At 41.3% G+C, this 21,154-nt stretch carries 20 protein-coding genes; 17 read left to right on the top strand and 3 right to left on the bottom strand.

Features of this window, described 5'->3' with window-relative positions:
• The first annotated feature begins 46 nt into the window (after nt 1-46).
• From LCL96_RS07775 to LCL96_RS07705, 15 genes are all read left to right on the top strand, one after another.
• Nucleotides 47-631, top strand: a complete 585-nt coding sequence (locus tag LCL96_RS07775) for a vWA domain-containing protein (RefSeq protein ID WP_224940829.1) — start codon at nt 47-49, stop codon at nt 629-631.
• Between the two features lie 426 nt (nt 632-1,057).
• Nucleotides 1,058-2,233, top strand: coding sequence for a TraB/GumN family protein (locus LCL96_RS07770; RefSeq protein ID WP_224940828.1), 1,176 nt, complete (start codon nt 1,058-1,060; stop codon nt 2,231-2,233).
• Nucleotides 2,234-2,678: 445 nt separating this feature from the next.
• A complete protein-coding gene (locus LCL96_RS07765) occupies nt 2,679-3,236 on the top strand; it encodes a histidine phosphatase family protein (RefSeq protein WP_224940827.1) in 558 nt (185 codons plus the stop codon).
• A 105-nt stretch (nt 3,237-3,341) separates the two neighbouring features.
• Nucleotides 3,342-3,527: a hypothetical protein gene (locus LCL96_RS07760; protein WP_224940826.1), complete on the top strand. Its 186-nt coding sequence runs from the start codon at nt 3,342-3,344 to the stop codon at nt 3,525-3,527.
• A gap of 171 nt (nt 3,528-3,698) precedes the next feature.
• Nucleotides 3,699-3,878: a hypothetical protein gene (locus LCL96_RS07755; RefSeq protein ID WP_034759492.1), complete on the top strand. Its 180-nt coding sequence runs from the start codon at nt 3,699-3,701 to the stop codon at nt 3,876-3,878.
• 546 nt (nt 3,879-4,424) lie between these two features.
• Entirely contained in the window at nt 4,425-5,249 is an 825-nt protein-coding gene (locus LCL96_RS07750; protein WP_224940825.1) for a M55 family metallopeptidase, read from the top strand.
• Between the two features lie 14 nt (nt 5,250-5,263).
• Nucleotides 5,264-6,196: an ABC transporter permease gene (locus LCL96_RS07745; protein ID WP_224940824.1), complete on the top strand. Its 933-nt coding sequence runs from the start codon at nt 5,264-5,266 to the stop codon at nt 6,194-6,196.
• The gene (locus tag LCL96_RS07740; RefSeq protein ID WP_224940823.1) at nt 6,196-7,149 is read left to right on the top strand and encodes an ABC transporter permease; all 954 of its coding nucleotides are present in this window, start codon (nt 6,196-6,198) and stop codon (nt 7,147-7,149) included. Before LCL96_RS07745 ends, LCL96_RS07740 begins: the two co-directional genes overlap by 1 nt.
• A gap of 5 nt (nt 7,150-7,154) precedes the next feature.
• Nucleotides 7,155-8,165, top strand: coding sequence for an ABC transporter ATP-binding protein (locus LCL96_RS07735; protein ID WP_224940822.1), 1,011 nt, complete (start codon nt 7,155-7,157; stop codon nt 8,163-8,165).
• A gap of 37 nt (nt 8,166-8,202) precedes the next feature.
• Nucleotides 8,203-9,828, top strand: coding sequence for a peptide ABC transporter substrate-binding protein (locus tag LCL96_RS07730; protein ID WP_224940821.1), 1,626 nt, complete (start codon nt 8,203-8,205; stop codon nt 9,826-9,828).
• 96 nt (nt 9,829-9,924) lie between these two features.
• Nucleotides 9,925-10,857 carry a S66 peptidase family protein gene (locus tag LCL96_RS07725; RefSeq protein ID WP_224941338.1) on the top strand — a complete coding sequence of 311 codons (933 nt, stop codon included), beginning with the start codon at nt 9,925-9,927 and terminating at the stop codon, nt 10,855-10,857.
• The gene (locus LCL96_RS07720; protein ID WP_224940820.1) at nt 10,854-11,933 is read left to right on the top strand and encodes a dipeptide epimerase; all 1,080 of its coding nucleotides are present in this window, start codon (nt 10,854-10,856) and stop codon (nt 11,931-11,933) included. The genes LCL96_RS07725 and LCL96_RS07720 overlap by 4 nt, the downstream gene beginning before the upstream one ends.
• 17 nt (nt 11,934-11,950) lie before the next feature.
• Nucleotides 11,951-12,874: a C40 family peptidase gene (locus tag LCL96_RS07715; protein ID WP_224940819.1), complete on the top strand. Its 924-nt coding sequence runs from the start codon at nt 11,951-11,953 to the stop codon at nt 12,872-12,874.
• A complete protein-coding gene (locus LCL96_RS07710) occupies nt 12,871-13,875 on the top strand; it encodes an ABC transporter ATP-binding protein (RefSeq protein WP_224940818.1) in 1,005 nt (334 codons plus the stop codon). The genes LCL96_RS07715 and LCL96_RS07710 overlap by 4 nt, the downstream gene beginning before the upstream one ends.
• A 20-nt stretch (nt 13,876-13,895) precedes the next feature.
• Nucleotides 13,896-14,675: a serine hydrolase gene (locus tag LCL96_RS07705; protein ID WP_224940817.1), complete on the top strand. Its 780-nt coding sequence runs from the start codon at nt 13,896-13,898 to the stop codon at nt 14,673-14,675.
• An 88-nt stretch (nt 14,676-14,763) separates the two neighbouring features.
• Here LCL96_RS07705 and LCL96_RS07700 read toward each other — a convergent pair whose 3' ends face one another.
• The gene (locus tag LCL96_RS07700) at nt 14,764-15,765 is read right to left on the bottom strand and encodes a DUF3231 family protein (RefSeq protein WP_224940816.1); all 1,002 of its coding nucleotides are present in this window, start codon (nt 15,763-15,765) and stop codon (nt 14,764-14,766) included.
• Between the two features lie 456 nt (nt 15,766-16,221).
• Nucleotides 16,222-16,563, bottom strand: coding sequence for a DUF3889 domain-containing protein (locus tag LCL96_RS07695; protein ID WP_224940815.1), 342 nt, complete (start codon nt 16,561-16,563; stop codon nt 16,222-16,224).
• A gap of 252 nt (nt 16,564-16,815) precedes the next feature.
• On the opposite strand from LCL96_RS07695, the gene LCL96_RS07690 reads away from it, so the two are divergent.
• Nucleotides 16,816-19,896, top strand: a complete 3,081-nt coding sequence (locus tag LCL96_RS07690) for a GNAT family N-acetyltransferase (RefSeq protein WP_224940814.1) — start codon at nt 16,816-16,818, stop codon at nt 19,894-19,896.
• Nucleotides 19,897-20,075: 179 nt separating this feature from the next.
• On the top strand, nt 20,076-20,876 hold the full coding sequence (locus LCL96_RS07685; RefSeq protein WP_224940813.1) for a class I SAM-dependent methyltransferase: 801 nt from the start codon (nt 20,076-20,078) through the stop codon (nt 20,874-20,876).
• Nucleotides 20,877-20,967: 91 nt separating this feature from the next.
• On the opposite strand, the gene LCL96_RS07680 is transcribed toward LCL96_RS07685, so the two are convergent.
• Entirely contained in the window at nt 20,968-21,138 is a 171-nt protein-coding gene (locus LCL96_RS07680; RefSeq protein ID WP_224940812.1) for a twin-arginine translocase TatA/TatE family subunit, read from the bottom strand.
• Nucleotides 21,139-21,154 lie beyond the last annotated feature (16 nt).

Below are 21,154 nucleotides of genomic sequence, written 5' to 3'. Positions count from 1 at the left end.
CATGGTTATGATTATATCAGAAACCATAAAGAGAGGATGAAGAAAATTGAATACAACATTAACTGAAATCATTTTCTTATTAGACAGAAGCGGATCAATGGGGGGACTTGAGCATGAAACGATTGGAGGTTATAACTCTTTTATTGAAAAGCAGAGCTTACTAACTGGTCAAACCCTCATTACTACCGTGCTTTTTGATGACAAAGTTGAACAGTTGTGGACTGGAATGGAGGCTGAAAAGATAAGGCTTACACAAGAGGAGTATTTTGTAAGGGGGAGCACTGCTCTAATGGATGCTGTTGGAAAGACCATTCTTGCAGTAGGACAACGATTATCAAATATGGTGGAAGCGGAACGGCCGGGTAAAGTCATCTTCGTTATCACAACCGATGGTATGGATAATTCGAGCGTAGAGTTCTCGGCTAACAAGGTGAAGGACCTTATCCAACAACAGCAGGAACGATACAATTGGGAATTCATTTTTCTGGGAGCAAATATCAATGCTGTCGGAGAAGCAATGAATATCGGAATAGACAGCGGGAATGCGTATCAATATGAAGCCTCTCCTAAAGGGGTTGATGAGATGTTCGACGTGATGAGTGAAGCTGTGTTTGATATGAGAAATAAATAGTAATATTGAATTTGGGATCTCATCTATTAGATGGGATTTTTTTATGATGGATATGTGTTTTTGTAAATTTGCCGATGAAAATCTGATATCGCCGTTAAATCAGTGATATCGCCGTTATATTTAGAGATTCGCCGTTAAATCAGTAATATCGCCGTTATATTTAGAATTTCGCCGATAAATCAGTGATATCGCCGTTATATTTAGAATTTCGCCGTTAAATCAGTGATATCGCCGTTACATCAGACAAATGGAATCAACACATCCCAAATCCCCACCTAATCCGAGTACAAACAAATTAGCTTAGCATTAAAATCAAGATCTTTCATGATTCTGAATAGAATTTATTTAAATTTTGCCAAAACTAGTTTATCATAATGAGGTAGATTCAATTATCGTCAATGTCAATGGAACTAAAGGAAGGTACTTATGACAACAGAAAATGAAAAGAATATTACGAGATTACATATGGATGGGAAGGAATTTATCCTGATTGGAACGGCTCATGTGTCACGCCAAAGTGCTGACCAGGTAAAAGAAGTGATAGAAGCTGAACGCCCAGACACGGTTTGTGTAGAGCTCGACGAACCAAGGTATCAATCGATTGTCGAAGGAGATAAATGGAGAGAGACCGACATTTTTCAAGTAATTAAAGACAAGAAAGCAACATTATTACTTTTGAATTTAGCCATAGGCTCGTTCCAACGCCGGATGGCTAAGCAATTCGGCATCAAACCGGGACAAGAAATGATACAGGGGATCGAATCCGCAAAAGAAATAAATGCGGAACTCGTCCTTGCTGACCGTAACATCCAGGTCACCTTTTCCCGTATATGGAGCAGTGTCGGTTTCAGTGGGAAGGCTAAGCTCCTTACCCAAATCGTATACAGTATCTTCAGTAATGATACGATTACAGAGGAAGAACTTGAAAAAATCAAATCGCAGGATATGCTAGATTCCATGCTGAATGAATTCACCCAAGTGTTTCCCAAACTGAAGACACCACTCATCGATGAACGGGATCAATACTTGGCTCAAAAAATCAAAGATGCACCTGGTAAGAAGATTGTGGCAGTACTTGGTGCTGCACATGTTCCTGGTATTACGAAAGAAATCCACAACGAACATAATTTAAACAAGCTCAATGAACGGCCGGCTAAATCGAATTGGCCAAAAATCATCGGTTGGGCCATTCCAATCATGATCCTGGCAGTCATTGCCTATACGTTCATTTCGAACCCGGATGCAGGTATACAGCAGGGGATCAGCTGGATTTTGTGGAACGGCGGGTTCTCGGCACTTGGTGTAGCCATTGGGCTGGGGCATCCATTAGCCATTTTAACAGCATTCGTAGCAGCACCTATCACTTCATTGAATCCTTTGCTTGCAGCTGGTTGGTTTGCAGGATTCGTTCAAGCCTATTTCCGTAGACCTAATGTAGGCGATTTTGATTCTCTTCCAGAAGATGTTTTAAGCGTTAAAGGATTCTGGAGAAATAAAGTTACACGCATCCTCCTCATTGTTGTACTGGCCAATTTAGGGAGTACATTGGGTACGGTCATTGGCGGAGCAGACGTTGTAAGGCTATTTCTAGAAAATTTATAGAAACGGAATAAGCTATCCAATTGAGGATAGCTTTTTTTGATGACGATTTGGAATATTATGTTAAAATGAATATAATAAGACGTATTGGAGGGGATCATAATCGCGGATTTCATCAAAAGATATGCCCATTGGCTACTTCTTCTTTTAGTAGGAGTGAGTACCATGACGGGCTTCAGAGTTTTGTCTTCTTCTGCGCAGGGAATTATCGCAGGCGTTTTTGGAATAATGGGCTTTTTGGGTGTCTTGTATCTAGTCATCCACGTAGAGATTCAGAAGAGAAAGAACAGAAATAAGGTTAAGTAATTCGATATCATGTTTTTAGTCTGACCAATAGTAGGAGTTTTCAACTCTTCGTGTACATTAGCAAGCTAACATAATATTAAATATTCGCAAACCATCATGCTATGACCAAATAGAAAATTCTTTTAACGAAAGGAATAGATATATGCTCTATGTCATTCGACACGGCCAAACGGATATAAATAAGCAGGGAAGACTGCAGGGCAGGAGAGGACTTCCGCTGAATGAGGCAGGAATGAAACAAGCTGAAGATTTAAAGCAACAGCTGTCCCACATTACCTTCGATTACGTATTCTCTTCCCCTCAGGAAAGAGCGATCCAAACGGCTGAAATTTCAACTGGCATGTCGTGCCTGATTGATTCTAGATTGGACGTTTATGACTTAGGAGAGGCGGATGGATTATTAAAAGGTGAGGTAAAAATGGCTGGACCACTGCCTGATTCTTCTTATTATAATGATGTGGAGGATCCTGAACAGTATATGCAAAGGATTCTACACTTCATGAGAGAGCTTCAATCGCATCACGGAGTAGAAAATAAACAGATTCTAATATCCGGACACAGATGTACAACAGGTGCAATCGGGGCATTTTTTAACGGCATTCCACAAGACAAGAATATTTTGAAGAACTCATCTAATAATGGCGAATGTAAATTATACGATTTCACGAACATTAATAGGAGGACAAAGGAAAAACTTTAAATTGTGACTTTCCAGACACGTTTTCAAAAAGGAGCTTTGGGTAAATAGTAATTAACCTTTACCCGCGACCTTGTGAGGAGAGAATAATAGGAGCTGTGAGAATCGTTGCTCAATATACATGACAGATACTCCATTGTTTTGTATCAAACCTATATGGCAAGAAACCAGGCTTCCCGTCATTCCAGTAAGATTACGATTCAAATGCTTTCTCAGTATACGGGATTTTCTGAGGAAATCATTCTTGAAGCACTCGAATTCGGAAAGTTATCACCTGATTTATCATTTAAATAATCACATACGTGTAAAGGTCTAAGAAAATTATTTTCTCCTCCAAGGTTGACCTATTTAAATGCGTAATCGGATTGATTCATTTTTGTTACATAATTAATTTTTGAAGAATATATTGAAAAAACAAGCCTATATTTATTATAATAACAGAAAGGATTTATAGAGGAGGATCTAATGGACACCCACAGGAGTAAAAGAATCTCAAAGTTATACAGAAAGTTGATTACTTCTGATGCAACACAAGCTTTCCTTATTTATAAAGGCCTAGATGAGACAACGAAGGCAGAATTGCTTGATTTAGTGGCAGAGATGGGCTCTCAGCACTCTGAAAAACTGATGAATAAAATAAGCTAACATACATTGACCGATAAAAAGACCTGAAGGGACGATTCCTCCAGGTCTTTTTCGTTTATCTTGTGAGTTTGGTGATATGAAATGAGTGTAAATATGTGTTATCAGCGAATTTTTAAATTTATCAGCGAAATTCAGCTTATATCAGCGAAACTGTAAATAACAATTTGCTAAAAATAATCCCATCTAAACAACAACTAAGCCCATTGGAATAAATCGTCCCAAAATCGATAAGTCATTTGTCCTCCATCCAATACTCTAATTCAAAACAATGCTATGTGCACAAACAAAAAAATGCGGTGTGATTTCGATTATGAAATGCACCGCATTTTTCATTTTGATCAATATCGGTATTCCAAATGAACCATTAAAAATTCAAAAACAATGAAATAGCCTCTTAGATGAATTTGAATATAGTTCTTTTTCCTTATTTTATGTAAATAGGAATATATTCCTTTTTATTCAAAAAAATGTTGTAAAGTGCCGAATTAATAATTATAATATTAAGAAAATTTAATAAATATTACCTAAGAAAGGAAGGTACGATAGATGAACGTATATTTGTCCGTAGATATGGAAGGTATCACAGGTCTTGTAGATCATACACATGTGTCATCAAACAAGCATAATTATGAACGCGGAAGAATCATTATGACAGATGAAGCAAATGCTGTAGTGACTTCAGCCTTTGACTTGGGATGTAAAGAAGTGGTAGTGAATGATAGTCATTCACAAATGAATAATCTTTTAATTGAGAAGCTGCACCCTGAAACGAAGCTCATATCTGGTGGGGTAAAACCATATTCCATGGTTCAGGGACTGGATGAGACGTTTGATGGGGCTTTTTTTGTGGGCTATCATGCCAGGGCTTCCATGAAGGGGGTGATGTCCCATTCCATGATCTTCGGGGTTCGAAACATGTATATCAATGATGTAGCGGTGGGTGAACTGGGATTTAATGCTTATGTTGCAGGCCATTATGGTGTTCCCGTGTTATTGGTTGCCGGGGATGACCAGGCTGCGCTGGAGGCAGAAGCATTGATACCCAATGTAACGACAGCAGTCGTGAAGGAAACCATTTCCCGTTCTGTTGCGAAGAGCCTTACACCAGAAAGGTCAGCTCTGTTATTAAAACAGAAAACAGAAGAAGCCATACATAATATGCAAAACGTAGATCCTCTCATACCTCCTGAACACCCACTGCTCTGCATTGAGTTCGCAAATTACGGACAGGCGGAGTGGGCAAGTCTCATGCCGGGGACGATTCATGAAGAAGGGACAACGAAAGTGAAATTTAAAGCAAAGGATATCCTTGAAGCCTATAGGGCCATGCTTGTCATGACTGAATTGGCGATGAGAACAACATTCTGTTAGGAAGTGTGAGATCAATGAGTACATATTTATTAAAACGACTGTTGGCCATGGTCATAACTCTTTGGCTAATTGTTACGTTAACGTTTTTTCTTATGCATGCAATACCGGGATCACCTTTCAATGAAGAACGCAATACGAGTGAAATAGTTCAACAAAATTTAGAAGCTCATTATCATCTAAATGAGCCGTTGATGGTTCAATATTTTCTGTATTTAAAATCATTAATATCGTTGGATTTTGGTCCATCTATCACCCAGCCGTCCCAAACAGTGAATGACTTACTCGGGAGAGGATTTCCGATTTCATTTGAGCTGGGGATGACAACCCTCGTAATTGCTGTTCTTTCAGGGATTATCCTGGGGGTATTGGCAGCACTTAAACATAACGGAATCATCGATTATATGGCGATGACATTTGCCGTGCTTGGGATTTCGATCCCAAACTTTGTGATGGCAACTTTACTTATACAGGAATTAGCCGTCAATAGAGGTATTTTTCCGGTTGCCACTTGGACAAGCTGGCGTCATATGATACTTCCTACACTGGCCTTAGCCACCGGTCCGATGGCAATCATTGCCCGTCTTACACGATCAAGCATGTTGGAAGTGTTGACGCAGGATTACATTCGAACGGCACGTGCGAAAGGACTGTCCCCCTTTAAGATCGTGTTGAAACATGCTTTGAGAAATGCCTTATTGCCGGTTGTCACAGTCCTTGGAACACTTGCCGCAGGGATTTTGACAGGAACCTTCGTCATTGAACAGATCTTTGCCATTCCTGGAATGGGAAAGTATTTCGTTGAAAGCATCAATCAGCGCGATTATCCCGTCATCATGGGCACGACGGTATTTTATAGCGCATTTCTTATTATCATGTTGTTTTTAGTCGATCTGGCATACGGGTTCCTTGACCCGCGGATTAAATTACATAAAAAGGAGGCGAAATAATGGGTGTTCCAAAACAACAAGAGCCAGTTCCGACTCCAGACGTCCTGGATGAATGGTTCACACCCAAGAAGAGGAATAAAGATGATGCTGAAGCGGTGGTAAGACCGAGTCTATCCTATTGGCAGGATGCCTGGAAGCGTCTACTGAAAAATAAACTGGCCATGCTTGGGTTGGTATTTTTAATCGGATTGGTTGTGATGGCTGTTTTCGGCCCGATCATTTCTCCCCACGACGTAACGAAGCAAACACTATCTAACCAGAACCTGTCTCCTTCTGGTGAACACTGGTTTGGTACAGATGATTTGGGGAGAGATGTATTTACCCGTACGTGGTACGGCGCACGGATATCCCTGTTTGTCGGTTTCATGGCAGCACTGATCGATTTTGTCATCGGGATTGTGTATGGTGGCGTTGCCGGTTATAAGGGTGGAAAAACGGATAATGTCATGATGCGCATTGTGGAAATCTTATATGGTTTACCTTATCTGCTTGTTGTCATTCTATTAATGGTTGTGATGGGTCCGGGGCTGCTTACGATCATCGTTGCCTTAACGGTGACCGGATGGATCGGGATGGCTAGAATTGTGCGGGGACAGGTGCTACAGATTAAAAACTATGAATTTATATTAGCTTCCAAAACGTTTGGAACGAAGACGGCACGGATCATTCGAAAGAATCTACTTCCCAATACAATGGGCCCGATTATCGTACAGATGACATTGACTGTCCCAAGTGCCATTTTCGCCGAAGCTTTCTTAAGTTTCCTAGGTCTCGGGATTCAGGCCCCCTATGCAAGCTGGGGTGTGATGGCAAATGACGGTTTATCTACGATTCTATCGGGTTACTGGTGGCGTTTATTCTTCCCTGCACTATTCATTTCATTGACGATGTTTTCATTCAATGTGTTGGGTGACGGATTGCAGGATGCACTTGATCCGAAACTAAGGAGGTAATCATCATGAGCGAAGTATTATCTGTACAAGATCTCCATGTCTCATTTAAAACATATGGTGGAGAAGTCAAGGCTGTGAGGGGAGTAAGCTTTGATTTACATAAAGGGGAGACCCTGGCGATTGTTGGAGAGTCCGGCTGCGGGAAGAGTGTAACATCCCAGAGTATCATGAGACTGATACCTGATCCACCCGGAAAAATAACGGGTGGGAGAATCTTGTTTAAGGCAAGAGATCTATTAAAAATCTCAGAGCCTCAAATGAGAAAAGTGCGCGGAGCCGATATTTCCATGATCTTTCAAGATCCTATGACGGCACTCAATCCCACACTGACCATTGGTGAACAAATCATGGAGGGGATTCTGCAGCATAACGATGTTTCAAAAAAACAGGCAAGACAAAAAGCGATGGACATGCTGAATCTTGTCAGCATTCCAAATCCCGAAGAAAGATTAAAGCAGTATCCTCATCAATTCAGCGGGGGGATGCGGCAGCGGATTGTGATTGCCATGTCACTCGTATGCGAACCGGATGTCTTAATTGCCGATGAGCCCACCACAGCACTTGATGTTACCATACAGGCCCAAATACTGGAATTATTCAAAGAGATCCAGAGAAAGACGGGCGTCTCCATCATATTAATCACACATGACCTGGGCGTCGTCGCTCAAGTTGCTGATCGAATTGCGGTCATGTATGCTGGGAAAATTGTCGAGGAAGGAAACAGAAGAGAGATCTTCTATCAGTCACAGCACCCCTATACTCAAGGGTTACTAAGATCGGTTCCAAGACTGGATCTTGAAGGGGAAGAACTGATTCCGATTCCCGGTTCACCACCAGACCTTTTTGCACCGCCTGTGGGATGCCCTTTTGTCCCTCGCTGTGAAAAAGCGATGGAAGTATGTGACCGTGTGTATCCAGGGAAGACAACATTATCAAAAGAACATCATGTCGACTGTTGGCTTCAGGATAAACGAGCCCAATCCATGCTTTCATCGATCAGCTTAACCATTCGCTGATCGTTTGATAGATAAATAAAATAATAGGGGGAAAATCATGAAAAAGGTATTATCAGTCTTTCTAGTGGGAATGCTCATGTTCATGCTGGCAGCTTGTACAGCTACAAAGGATGCAGGCAGTGAATCTAGCAGCGGAGACAGCAAGAAAGAAAATGCAGGTAAGGTCCTTCATCTCAATAATGGGGCAGAACCAACATCCTTTGATCCACCAATCGGATTTGATTCCTACTCATGGACGGCACTAAACAACTTAATGGAAGGAATGACACGTTTAAATGCCAATCATGAACCGGAAGCAGCCATGGCTGAAAAGTGGGATGTCTCGGAAGATGGCAAAGTATATACGTTCCATATTAGGGACAATGCCAAGTGGTCAAATGGTGATGATGTCACAGCGGGAGATTTCGTATTCGCATGGAAACGCCTTTTAAATCCCGACACAGGCTCTCCGGCTGCGTTCCTGGGATACTTCATTGAAGGTGGAGAGGCATACAATACAGGAAAAGGTTCCGCTGACGATGTGAAAGTAATGGCGAAGGATGAGAAAACATTCGAAGTCACTCTAACAAGTCCACAAGCGTATTTCTTGAGCGTCATTGCCAATCCAGCCTTCTTCCCGATCAATGAAAAGGTTGCCACTGAAAATCCAGAATGGTTTGCAGAAGCAGATACCTTCGTTGCGAATGGTCCATTCAAGCTGACTGAATGGGAACATGACAGTCATTTCGTTATGGAGAAGAATGATCAATACTGGGATAAAGATTCCGTAAAGTTAGATAAAGTTCACTGGGCGATGGTTAACGATTCAAATACGGATTATCAATTATACAAGACGGGTGAACTGGATACGGCGGATGTACCTGCTGATCTAAGTAAACAATTGTTCGATGAAGGAAAAGTCAATGTAGAAGATCAAGCCGGAACGTACTTCTACCGTTTTAACTTAGAAAAAGAGCCTTTCCAAAATCAAAACATCAGGAAAGCATTCGCTATGGCTGTTGATCAACAGCAAATGGTCGATTTTGTAACAAAGAATAAAGAAAAAGCAGCATATGGATTTGTTTCAAAAGGATTTAAAGATCCATCGGGCAAGGATTTCCGTGAAGCAAATGGAGACTTGGTAAAAACAGACGTGGAAGAAGCGAAAGTCCTCTTGAAAAAAGGAATGGAAGAAGAAGGGTACGATAAACTTCCGGAAGTCACGTTAACATACAGCACAAGTGACACTCATCAAAAAATTGCAGAAGCCCTTCAACAAATGTTCAAGGAAAATCTAGGTGTGGACGTCTCGCTAGCCAATATGGAATGGAACGTATTCCAAGATGAACAAAAAGCCTTGAAATTCCAATTGTCCCGCAGTTCATTCTTAGCGGACTACGCTGATCCGATCAATTTCCTGGAGAACTTCCAAACAGGGCACTCCATGAATCGAACAGGCTGGAGTAATGAGAAATATGACAACCTGATTCAAGAAGCGAAGAATGAAGCGGATGAAGAGAAGCGGTTTGACATGATGTATGAAGCGGAGAAAATCCTGATGGATGAAATGCCGATCATCCCGATTCACTTTTACAATCATGTGTATCTACAAAATGAGGATGTGACAGGCATCGTCCGTCACCCCGTCGGATACATGGAATTAAAATGGGCAGATAAAAAATAGAGATTTAAAAAGAGGATGAGTGGAGGGACGCGGAGGCGCACTTTTTGGCCATGCGTTCACTCCCTCTTTTTCTACGAAAGGGGTCTGAGAAATGTGATGAAACCTTCTAAACTAAAAAAAGGGGATATGGTAGGAGTTATAGCTCCGGCAAGCCCACCCAAAATGGAACCTTTACAAAAAGCGATACGATTTCTTGAAGAATTAGGATTACAGGTGAGGCTTGGGAAATCGGTCCATGAAAAATATGGATACTTAGCAGGCGAAGACCAAGTTCGACTAGAAGATATCCATGAAATGTTTGAAGATCGGGAAGTGAAAGCTATATTTTGTGCGTGTGGAGGATTTGGTACCGGCCGAATAGCATCACGATTGGATTATGAACTGATTCGCCGAAATCCGAAAATCTTCTGGGGTTATAGTGATATTACTTTTTTACATACATCAATTCATCAACAAACAGGTCTCGTCACCTTCCATGGACCGATGTTAAGTTCGGATATCGGTCTTGATGATGTGCATGAAGCATCAAAGGAATCGTTCCAACAACTTTTTCAAGCAGGACCTGTTGACTATTCGTACGACAAAACAAAACTTGAGACAGTTGTGGAAGGAAAGGCGAGTGGTTCGGTTATTGGTGGGAATCTCACCTTGTTGGTCAGCACATTGGGGACACCCTTTGAAGTAGATACCAAAGGGAAAATCCTTTTTATTGAAGATATAGATGAAGAACCCTACAAAGTGGACCGGATGGTGAATCAACTGAAAATGGCTGATAAATTCAAAGATGCTGCTGGCATCATTATTGGTGACTTTAAAAACTGTATACCTAAGAAACGGGAAAGTTCTTTGACTCTCGATGAGGTGCTGACAGAACATGTTTCCAGTGCAGGAAAGCCTGTAATGAAAGGATTTAATATCGGGCATTCTTCCCCGAATATTGCAATACCCATTGGCAGCGTTGGAACCATGAATACATTTGATCATACATTAAAAATCGAATCCGGTATAAGAGAGGATGAAGCTGAATGAAGATTCTTCAACTTGAAACGTTCAGGACAGCCGTTCCTTTACATACCCCATTCAAAACAGCCTTACGTACCGTAAAGGTCGCGGAAGCCATCGTCGTCAAAATGACGTGCGAAAACGGGATTGTCGGTTGGGGGGAAGCACCCCCGACCGTGGTGATTACGGGAGAGAGTTTATCCAGCATCGAGTGGTCGATCCAGCAGGTAATTAAACCTGCGATCGTAGGTGAAGATCTCTTGAACTTTGAATATCTATTTCAACAATTACATACTTTACTCGTCAGAAATTCAAGCGCGAAGGCAGCAGTGGACATGGCGATTTACGATTGCTTAGCTCAACAATGTGACTTGCCACTCTATCAGTTTCTTGGAGGATACCGCAAGGAGCTTGAAACGGATTACACAGTGAGTGTAAACAGCGCGTTAGAGATGGCTGAAGATGCAGCAGCTTATGTGAAAAAAGGCTTCGATGTGCTGAAAGTGAAAGTAGGAAAAGACGATATCGAAACCGATATAAAAAGAATTCAAGAAATTCGTAAACGAATCGGTTATGAGATCAACATCCGTTTGGACGCCAATCAGGGGTGGGAATCAAAAGCTGCTATTAAAGCGATAGGCAAAATGGAAGACCTCGGACTAAATATTGAATTAGTTGAACAGCCAGTACCTGCACATGACATAGAAGGGTTGAAAAGAGTAACAGATGGTGTAGATACTTTGATAATGGCTGACGAAAGTGTTTTCACTCCACATCAGGCACTAGAAGTGTTAAAAACACGTAGCGCAGATTTGATCAACATAAAGCTCATGAAAGCGGGCGGAATATACCAGGCTCAGAAAATTAATGATTTTGCAGAGGTGTGCGGGGTCGAATGCATGGTCGGCAGTATGATTGAAACCAGACTAGGGATTACGGCTGCGGCCCACTTTGCTGCAAGCAGGAAAAACATCACCCGATTTGATTTTGATGCTCCTCTTATGCTGGCTGAAGACATTGTTGTGGGAGGAATAACGTATAAAGGTAGGAAGATAACCTTTCCAGCCAAACCGGGTCTTGGAATCGATAAAGTAACAGTTTGAATATAGGAGGATATCAAATGACGATAAAAGCGCAAATAGCTGTACCTGTAGCCACTTTATGGACAAATCCGGATTCAGCACGTGAATTGGATGAACCAGCCTTGACCAATCCCGTTCATATCACAAGCTGGCTGGATTCATTAACGTTTGAAACTCGTTTGGCTCTTTGTGATGAGAATCGCATACAATCTCAAGCTTTATTCGGACAGGAAGTGTTCGTGATGGAAGAAAGGAACGGGTGGTCCCACGTCATTATTACCGAGCAGCCATCTTCTAAAGACGCTAGAGGGTACCCTGGTTGGATTCCGAGTTGTCAACTTATTCAAGGGGAGCAACCCGACTCTGAAACGTATGCCATTGTGATAAGCAAATCTACGGGCTTAATGACAAAAGAGGATGTGCCAGAATTAGAAATCAGTTTCCAGACCATTTTACCCGTTGTAAAAGAACATGTTGATTTAATTGAAGTGTCTACTCCCTTAGGGAAACGAATGCTGCAAAGATCAGATATCATGATTTCAAAATCAAAAATAAATGATCAAAAGGGAAGCGGAGCAGCCATCGTGACTAGTGGAGAAACCTATCTTGATCTTCCTTATTTATGGGGAGGGATGTCAAGCTACGGATTTGATTGTTCTGGTTTCAGCTATACGATGTGTAAAGCACAGGGTTACATCATTCCACGTGATGCAAATGACCAGGCGAAAGCAGGGAATGATGTCCCATTAGACCAATTGTTGCCTGGAGACCTGTTGTTTTTCGCCTATGAAGAAGGAAAAGGCAGCATACACCACGTTGCCATCTATCATGGCGATGGTAAGATCATTCATTCTCCGAATACGGGAAAAACAATTGAAATCCTGCCTTTGAAAGGTACCTATTACGAAAAAGAGCTATGTGTCGCCAGACGTTATTGGGAAGAAACGGGGGAAACACCATGATCGATCAGAAATTACTTGAAGTAAAAGAATTGACAAAGCATTTTCATCTTGAAAAAGGAAAAACATTGAAAGCCGTGGATGGGATATCCTTCGATATTTTCAAGGGGGAAACATTTGGATTAGTAGGGGAATCAGGGTGCGGCAAATCCACGACCGGTCGCACCATTATCGGGTTATACGATCGGACAGCAGGGGAGGTTCTTTATGACGGTAAAAACGTCCATACCCTGTCAGAAAAGGAAAAACAGTCCTTTCACAGGAATATGCAGATGATATTTCAAGACCCGTATGCCTCCCTTAATCCACGTTCGACGGTTAGGGAAATCATAGCTGAACCGGTGGAAGCACACCGTTTGTTTAAGGATAAAAAAGAGCAGATGGAGCGTATATATCAGCTTTTAGAAGATGTCGGTCTGAATCGAGATCACGCAAATCGGTATCCTCACGAATTCAGTGGCGGACAACGTCAGCGTATCGGGATTGCGCGGGCACTTGCACTTAACCCTGATTTTATCATTGCTGACGAACCAATTTCTGCTCTTGATGTATCTGTTCAGGCCCAAATCGTAAACTTATTAAGGAAACTTCAAAAAGAAAAGGGATTGACCTTTTTATTCATTGCCCATGATCTTTCCATGGTGAAGCATATCAGTAACCGCATTGGAGTGATGTATTTAGGTCATATAGTCGAATTGACAGAAAGTAAAGAGTTGTATCAAAAACCACTTCACCCATACACGCAAGCTTTGCTTTCAGCCATTCCAATCCCCGATCCCGATGTGGAGGATGCACGTGAACGAATGATCATTCAAGGCGAAATTCCAAGTCCAATCAATCCACCGACCGGTTGTGTATTCAGGACAAGATGTCCAGCAGCCATGGAAGCATGTGCCACTCATAAACCTAAATGGCAGGAAGTAGAGGCAAAACACTTTGTGGCTTGTCACCTTTATGACAAGGAAATCACAAGAGACCTTGATGAAGTAGCAGTCACAAAGTAAAGGGATGATGGAACATAATCATGACAGATTTGGAACAGAAAATACGTGATGTTGTGAGACTTAGCGATGGAAGGGTCAGTATTGCCATTGAACTTCCATCACATTGTATACAAATAGGGGGCGATCGACCTTATTCAGCCGCCAGCTTAATCAAGATTCCGATCTTACTCGAGGGCTTTCGCCAATCAGAGGAAGGGAAGATTTCCCTAAATGAGCAGATTACGATCCCTAAAGAAAGCAGAGTAGGAGGGGCGGGAGTTCTTGCCGCACTTTCAGAGGAAGTTTCTCTGACAATGGAGGATCTTTTCACCCTTATGATCATCGTTTCGGATAACACGGCTACTAACGTTCTCGTTGACCGCCTTACTCCTGAAGCAATTCAATCATTTTGCCATTCATTGAATCTGAAGCAGACTAAACTACTAAGGAAGATGTTGGATTTTGATGCAATAAAGCAAGGATTCAACAACTATACTTCGGCACTCGATATTCTGTCTTGCTTAAAGCTGATGGACAGAAGTCCGATATACAGTCAAAACAGCCGCGAAAAAATGCTCAGGATATTACATCATCAGCAATTTACTAACAAACTGCCTGCAAAGATGGACCGGGAATCGGTGTTTGTGGCAAACAAAACAGGTGAGCTTCCCGGGGTCGAGCATGACTGCGCGATTATGAAGATTGGAAACAAAACTGCTTATATTGCCGTTTTAATCGATGGCCTTGGAAAGAATTCATCTGGGAAAGACACCATTGCACATATCGGAAAATTGATATTCGATTTTATTATAAGTGAGTGAAAAAAAAAGCAGATGGGCCACCATTTTGAGAGGTGGTCCATCTGCTTTTGGATGCTGTTTAAGGGGATTATTCTACTCTAAATAAGTTCTACTTAAAAAGCTTATTCCGATCTTCCATCGCCGGTGGTTGTTCCAACCACCCATTTTTCGCCATTATTTTTCCACCATCATGTCCATAAGCTAATATCTCTTTAGCTGTTGCAGCAAGCTTGACCGGCAGATCGCTTCGTAAGCTGAAAGCCGTACCTAGTGCATTGCTGCCTAACCCGAAATTTGTGAAAAGTGAGGTGCAATACATCATAAGCTTATCCGAAAATGGAGATATGGTTGAATCGGTTGCCTTCGCTCCAGACGTGGACGGTGCATGGATATCACTTTGCATTAAAACATGGGAGTAGTCGCTGACAATTTTCTTTGATAATTCCTTTCCTCTAATGAAATATTTCTTCACTTCCGGCTCGGTTGCTGCCTGAGCGAATCCCGTCATCATCTGCATACCCAGCGTATTCGATTCTATTCCAAAATAAAGGTATGCGACTTCCACAGTATTTAACGTTCTTTTATCCGAGAAGATATGAAATCCAGCCATGTAATTCGGACTTTGGGCAAACTCTATCGTTTTTGGAAGTGTCACAGCAGGAGAACCTGGCAAAACGTCCTTTTCCCTTAAGTAGTCCATGCATTTCTCATATACGTTTTGAGTGAATTCTGTTAGCTCTTTAAATAACGAAATAAGGTCATGTCGATAGGACATATTGACGTGTAATGTATGTAAACCCATACTGATGGCTTTAAGTTGTCTTAGGAACATGATGTCGAATTTGTGGTCAAACAAGTTCGGAACTCCTGTATTAACATCTTCTTCAGTAAAACCTGCCGGCACGACACATCCCTCATCCTCAAATAAAGAGGTGATTCTTTCCACATATTCTTTCACGCTCGTATGAGTATAAAGAAGAATTCGTTTTGATTCTTCATTCTCCGCCTTTTCAATGAAATATTCCAGTATACGCTGAAGCATCGTTTTTTGTTGATAGGTCATCCATAATGTAGCAACTTCACTTGAACTTAAGGCTCTCTTATCAGTCATACATTCCATCCCTTTGTATCATTTTTATTCCCCGAAGTTGAGACGCATCATTGGTGTCCGAGAAATTCTATCTATATTTTTTCAAATTGATTTAGGATTTATTCTATTAAAACGTGATTGATGAGCTTAAAAATATTAGCTGTATGTCGAAATCACTGAAATAAAGTGCCTAGATGATTTTAAGCTCCTGTAAATAAATCAGGGCTGTATAAAAACTCTCAAAAGTTGAAATATGGTTGATGACAATACCGATTTTTACCATTGCGATACCCAAATAAGATATACTTGGATTTTCAATACAACTAACCATATTCAGGAAAAACATATTAAAAAAAGGTATTGGAGTAAACAAGATGTAAATCAAATGATCGGTAAGAAGAGATGACAGGAATATCAGATCAATAAAAAGAAACATCAAAAGAGATCAAAGGGTCGATGTCCTCCGATCTCTTTTTTTTATCGATCTGTTTCCCTAAACCTAATATTAATCAGCTTTTCACTATCTGTTTCAAATTCGATATCAACAAAAACCCCAAATTCTTTTCCATTTCGCTTTAACCAAAGCTTGAATTTTTCAGTTGAAACCTTTGTCCCGTTCTCTTTTCCAATATGAAGATAATCGACAATATCAGCATCAGGATATCTTTCTTTTGTCTTTCTCACAGCAAGACTGCCCCATTTAGCATAAGAAGGAGTAACCTGTTGAGCATGTATTTCCATGGCTCCATCGATTACCGTGCTCACACCGAAAATCAAACAAAGTATTACTGAAATAAGTGTTATTCTCTTCAATTCCATTACCCTCTTTTTACTTTGTAGGGTGGACTTGAATTCCGGATATTATTCCGTCTCCAATTCATGAGGATGCCAAAGCTTTTTGTTAGAATATTCTTTACTTAATCATCATAAAATCTTACACTGTGGATGTGGGAAGAAAATCTTTCCAACTATCTGAAAGGAGGCGATGGCGATGATGATGATCGTCAATGCAATGAAAAAAATGAATGATTATGAGGTTCTTTCACTTAAAACGTAGCCTAGGAGGACACTATGAAGACAACACTTGAACAAGTAAAAATCGTGGAATACCATGAAGGGTTAGCCAAAGGGATCAGCAAAATGTGGAATGAAAGCCGGGAGAACTGGGGTGGGGATTCTACTGTCACAACAGAACAGGATGTAAAGAATAAAGAAGCCAACTCCACGAATCTACACTTGTTTATTGCGCTGGTCGGGGAGGAAGTGGCAGGGTACTGCGGACTATCCGAATATCGTGAGGATAAAGGAGCTTTATATATCCCTTTATTAAATGTTCATCCCAAGTTCCAAGGTTTGAAAATCGGCAAAAAGCTGGTACTCAAGGCGATTGAGAAGACGGTTGAATTAAAATGGCCGAGACTGGATTTGTTTACATGGCCGGGCAATACTAAAGCCGTTCCTCTGTATAAAAAATGTGGATTTTTCTGGGAGGACCGAGATGACACAGTTCACCTGATGAACTTCATCCCCTTGGTACTTCAGATCGATTTCCTAAAGCCGTTCTTCCAAAAACATGATTGGTATAGTACCAGCCAACGTGTAATAGAAATTAAACCTGATGGGATTAAAGATAAAGATCATACGTATTATGAATACAAGTGGGAAGCAGGTGAGGAGTTCGTTCGCATTCAATTTGAACGAACTGGACGAGGTATTCGTTTAATCGAAACACAGGATTTATTTATTGAGATGAACGTGCCTGAATTTAAGCTCATCGAAAATACAGACCACTATATAAAGTATTATGTGGAGAATCGGACTGAAAAACCTATGGAAATTACCTTGATAGGAGAATCGTCACCAATTGCAAACCATGAATTTGAGGAAACGATTTTGGTGGAAAGCAATTGGACAGGCAATTTCCCGTCAAGAGTCTCTATGCCGGACAGTGACCCTGGACCGTGGAAAACACATCCTACTATAAATACGGAATTAAAAATAAATAATAGATCAATCCCATTAAAAATCGGTGTATTTCCCAAGCAAGCAGGCAAAATCAACTTGAGAACAGTGAAGAAAAATTGGAGACCACTTTGTAATGGGACACTATATCTTGACCTTGAAAGCCAGGTGAAGGAAAACACAACCTGGACTGTCAGACTCCCTTCAAACACAGTGTTGCACTGGGGAAAATCCGAAGTGGTGGTAAACATCGAGGGCAATGGAAGAATGTCAGTCCCTATTCCAGTCCAGCTCATAAAGAATGGTTTTTTGACAGAAGAAATCGTGGTGACATGCAAATGCGAAGACGGAAGTAGTTCGAGTTTCTCCTCTATCCTCCGAATGGCATTTCCGGGATATGGTGCGAAGTTCGGTGCTGAAACGGATGGACATTGGTTTGGATATAATGGACCACATTATGTAGAAATTGAAAAAAGAAATCATATCGTAAAAATCGGCTCTACCGCTTACACTCGGGATCCTATAACATTCCTCACTCCGAAATTCGGTAAACCGTATAGTGAGGAATTTTCAAAGAGAGAAGCTTCATCCATCGAATATATTGATTTACCTGAGGCATTGGTCATAAAAACGACCCTTGAATCGGAGGCATTCGAATTCATTATGCTCAACACGTATTTCAAGATTTTCGGAGATGGATTGGTGGAAGTCAAGCATGAGGTAGTGAATAAAGGGCAGAAAGATAAGAAAAAGCTTTCTTTGATACAGCCTGTATTTACAAGCTTAGAAGGGTTGCATATCCCTCAGAATAACGGCGTTATGATAGCTAATGAATCTCTAGTGCCTTTTGTGGACTACATCAATGACAACGCCATTTCAGAGCGTTGGATCTTTTTCGGAAAGCCAAATGGCGATACACTTGGATTAGCATGGACAGAAGAGGCCACTGCAAGAAAAGATGATTGGCGAATGGCTCTGGAATATGAAGTGGATTTGATTCGATCTCATGAGGAGTTATGTTTAGGCCCGATTCAAATTGGGATCAATACGTCTAATCACTGGTCGAAATGGCGTGAACTAGTATCGGTTGCTGATGAGTGCGAATTGGAGGAACTTCCTCTTTATACCTTCGAGAAAGAAAAGGGAGATGTTGTTTCTACTGTAAATGAAAAGGTGAATTATTCATTTCAATCCAGAATGACCCCTTATTTACACGGAAGATTAGCGGTTCACGAAGAGGACAATACAATCGTGAAAGATGTGCAAAAAGATGAGGGGCATACAAATTTATTTGTACAGCTTGAACATCGTTCTGCAGGTGTGAAGTGGATATCCAGTGAATTCACATCTAAGAGTCAAAAAGCAAAGCTAGACTCAATGCAATTTGTTCAAGGGAAAAGGGACGTTGAGATTGAGCTGCAAGGGGACATTTGGTCTGTTGATAATGGGGTCATTTCGTTTCATGCCTCTTCGGCGTATTATCCTGGAATTTATTCAATGCAGCATAACGGAAATGAAGCCCTTGATCATCAATACCCTGAACCAGGTCCTCGGGCATGGTGGAATCCTTGGGGAGGAGGAATTTCCTATTCCTTCGAGAACATAAGTGCCTATTCCATGTTGAAGGAAAAGACCAGAATTGAACCTGTGACCAAAGTCGATCAATACGGTCATACCTGGAGCGGAATCTGTATAACAACAGAGTTTAAGAAGCACGAAAAGATGAAGGGAGTCACTCTTCGTCAATATGCTTTAACGCTCCCGGAAGTACCGGTTCTTTCCGTCTATGCAGAAATTCACCAGAATTCCGGCCGAACGTTTGATCGTGATCCACTGAATCTGGATGCTTGCTTCAAGCTAGGCAAGACGTTGCAATCCAGCTACGTATCGCTTGAAACGGATGGGATTTTCCATAAATACTATGCTGGATGGGAGGAATTCGTTTTAAGGGATTCTCCATATGCCATGTTAGGCTCTGACGACTATGATGACATCATTACAGTCGTCCATCCAACTAATAGAAAGTCATCAGATGCATACGTAAACCAGGATGTGCTCCTGGTAGCATCCACAAGCAAGTGGTCTGCTGCAACCGGAGAAACCACAAAAATCGAACCCACTACTCTTTTCTACGGAAAAGGAAGAGGGAGTCATAGCCTTAAAGCAATTCAAAACATCCGATTCAACTAACATTCACGCGAACCTGTTGTTCCCAGATAGGTTCGCGTGTTTCGTTTCAGTGTGAGGGACGGACCTCTCACATGTGAGGTTTATCCAATTAGAACCTTGATTAATTAAGGGTAGTGGGGTAATACGAGATCTATGTCGAGGTCCGTCCCTCAACATAGATCCTTGGAGGTGACAAGGTTTTGAATCAAAGTGAGCTCAGTAAGGTAAATAAGCTGGGATGGAATGATGGGGCATATAAAGCATGGGTGAAGCGTTATGGTTTGCCCCAGGATTATGCTCTGACACTGAAGGAGAATCCAACTCACAAAGTATCGGACTATTTAACATATATGGGAGAAGTAAGGGGAAAGAAAATCGCTAATTTACTTGGATCTAAGGGAAATAAAGCGGTATCCTTTGCCTTATTGGGTGCAGAGGTGACTGTGGTTGATATTTCAGAGGAAAACAGAAAATATGCCGTAGAATTGGCTGAAGGAGCTGGAGTCAAGATTCATTATATCGTCTCGGATTTATTAGAGATACCAGCGAAGAATGTGTTATTGGATTTTAATTTTGTTGTCTTGGAACTTGGGGTACTTCACTATTTCGTAGATTTGGTTCCTGTGTTTGAAGTGGTTAAACAGATGCTTAAACCGGGAGGGACGTTTATTCTAAGGGATTATCACCCAGTGCTGACTAAACTATTAAAAATTGAAGATAACCGAATGGTAGCAGGAGGAAATTATTTTGAAACTGATGAAATCGAAGTGGATGTCGCATTCTGGAAGTTATTACATACAGATTCACAGCATCCATCACCAAAGAATATGATTCGTAGGTGGACTCTGGGTGATATCATCACTTCCCTTGCTAAAGTGAAGTTAGAGATCGTCGAATTAGGAGAAGAAAGTGGAATAAGGTGGGCATTCCCACCGGACGCACCAGAAGGTATTGAGGATAAAGTACCTGGATTATACACAATCATCACGAAAAAAGGATAGTGGGTAGAGGGACGGACCTCGATTTGGTTAAAAATAATGATTGAAACACCACTTTTGGAGGTCCGTCCCTCAAAGTTACTTCTGCTATGGATTACTTCTTTAGATTTTCCTTGTCTTCTTCTTCCATTAATCCACTAACTGCTTTTTTGAATTCCCTCAGGGAGGTACCTGCGGCTTTTCCGAGTTCCGGAAGTTTGCTTGGTCCGAAGAATAATAGAGCAACAAACAGTATGATCGCTATTTCACCGATTCCCAGATTCATTTATGGATTCCTCACT

Source organism: Rossellomorea aquimaris (assembly GCF_020172085.1).
In the GTDB taxonomy this organism is placed as follows: domain Bacteria; phylum Bacillota; class Bacilli; order Bacillales; family Bacillaceae_B; genus Rossellomorea; species Rossellomorea aquimaris_E.
Note: the sequence above shows the minus strand (reverse complement) of the source record. Positions and strands in the feature narration are given on the sequence as shown.

Excerpts from the sequence above, each read along its gene's own strand:
- LCL96_RS07770 (WP_224940828.1), top strand. The coding sequence starts at position 1,058 with ATGACAACAGAAAATGAAAAGAATATTACGAGATTACATATGGATGGG.
- LCL96_RS07765 (WP_224940827.1), top strand. The coding sequence starts at position 2,679 with ATGCTCTATGTCATTCGACACGGCCAAACGGATATAAATAAGCAGGGA.
- LCL96_RS07755 (WP_034759492.1), top strand. The coding sequence starts at position 3,699 with ATGGACACCCACAGGAGTAAAAGAATCTCAAAGTTATACAGAAAGTTG.
- LCL96_RS07750 (WP_224940825.1), top strand. The coding sequence starts at position 4,425 with ATGAACGTATATTTGTCCGTAGATATGGAAGGTATCACAGGTCTTGTA.
- LCL96_RS07745 (WP_224940824.1), top strand. The coding sequence starts at position 5,264 with ATGAGTACATATTTATTAAAACGACTGTTGGCCATGGTCATAACTCTT.
- LCL96_RS07740 (WP_224940823.1), top strand. The coding sequence starts at position 6,196 with ATGGGTGTTCCAAAACAACAAGAGCCAGTTCCGACTCCAGACGTCCTG.
- LCL96_RS07735 (WP_224940822.1), top strand. The coding sequence starts at position 7,155 with ATGAGCGAAGTATTATCTGTACAAGATCTCCATGTCTCATTTAAAACA.
- LCL96_RS07730 (WP_224940821.1), top strand. The coding sequence starts at position 8,203 with ATGAAAAAGGTATTATCAGTCTTTCTAGTGGGAATGCTCATGTTCATG.
- LCL96_RS07725 (WP_224941338.1), top strand. The coding sequence starts at position 9,925 with ATGAAACCTTCTAAACTAAAAAAAGGGGATATGGTAGGAGTTATAGCT.
- LCL96_RS07720 (WP_224940820.1), top strand. The coding sequence starts at position 10,854 with ATGAAGATTCTTCAACTTGAAACGTTCAGGACAGCCGTTCCTTTACAT.
- LCL96_RS07715 (WP_224940819.1), top strand. The coding sequence starts at position 11,951 with ATGACGATAAAAGCGCAAATAGCTGTACCTGTAGCCACTTTATGGACA.
- LCL96_RS07710 (WP_224940818.1), top strand. The coding sequence starts at position 12,871 with ATGATCGATCAGAAATTACTTGAAGTAAAAGAATTGACAAAGCATTTT.
- LCL96_RS07705 (WP_224940817.1), top strand. The coding sequence starts at position 13,896 with ATGACAGATTTGGAACAGAAAATACGTGATGTTGTGAGACTTAGCGAT.
- LCL96_RS07700 (WP_224940816.1), bottom strand. The coding sequence starts at position 15,765 with ATGACTGATAAGAGAGCCTTAAGTTCAAGTGAAGTTGCTACATTATGG.
- LCL96_RS07695 (WP_224940815.1), bottom strand. The coding sequence starts at position 16,563 with ATGGAATTGAAGAGAATAACACTTATTTCAGTAATACTTTGTTTGATT.
- LCL96_RS07690 (WP_224940814.1), top strand. The coding sequence starts at position 16,816 with ATGAAGACAACACTTGAACAAGTAAAAATCGTGGAATACCATGAAGGG.
- LCL96_RS07680 (WP_224940812.1), bottom strand. The coding sequence starts at position 21,138 with ATGAATCTGGGAATCGGTGAAATAGCGATCATACTGTTTGTTGCTCTA.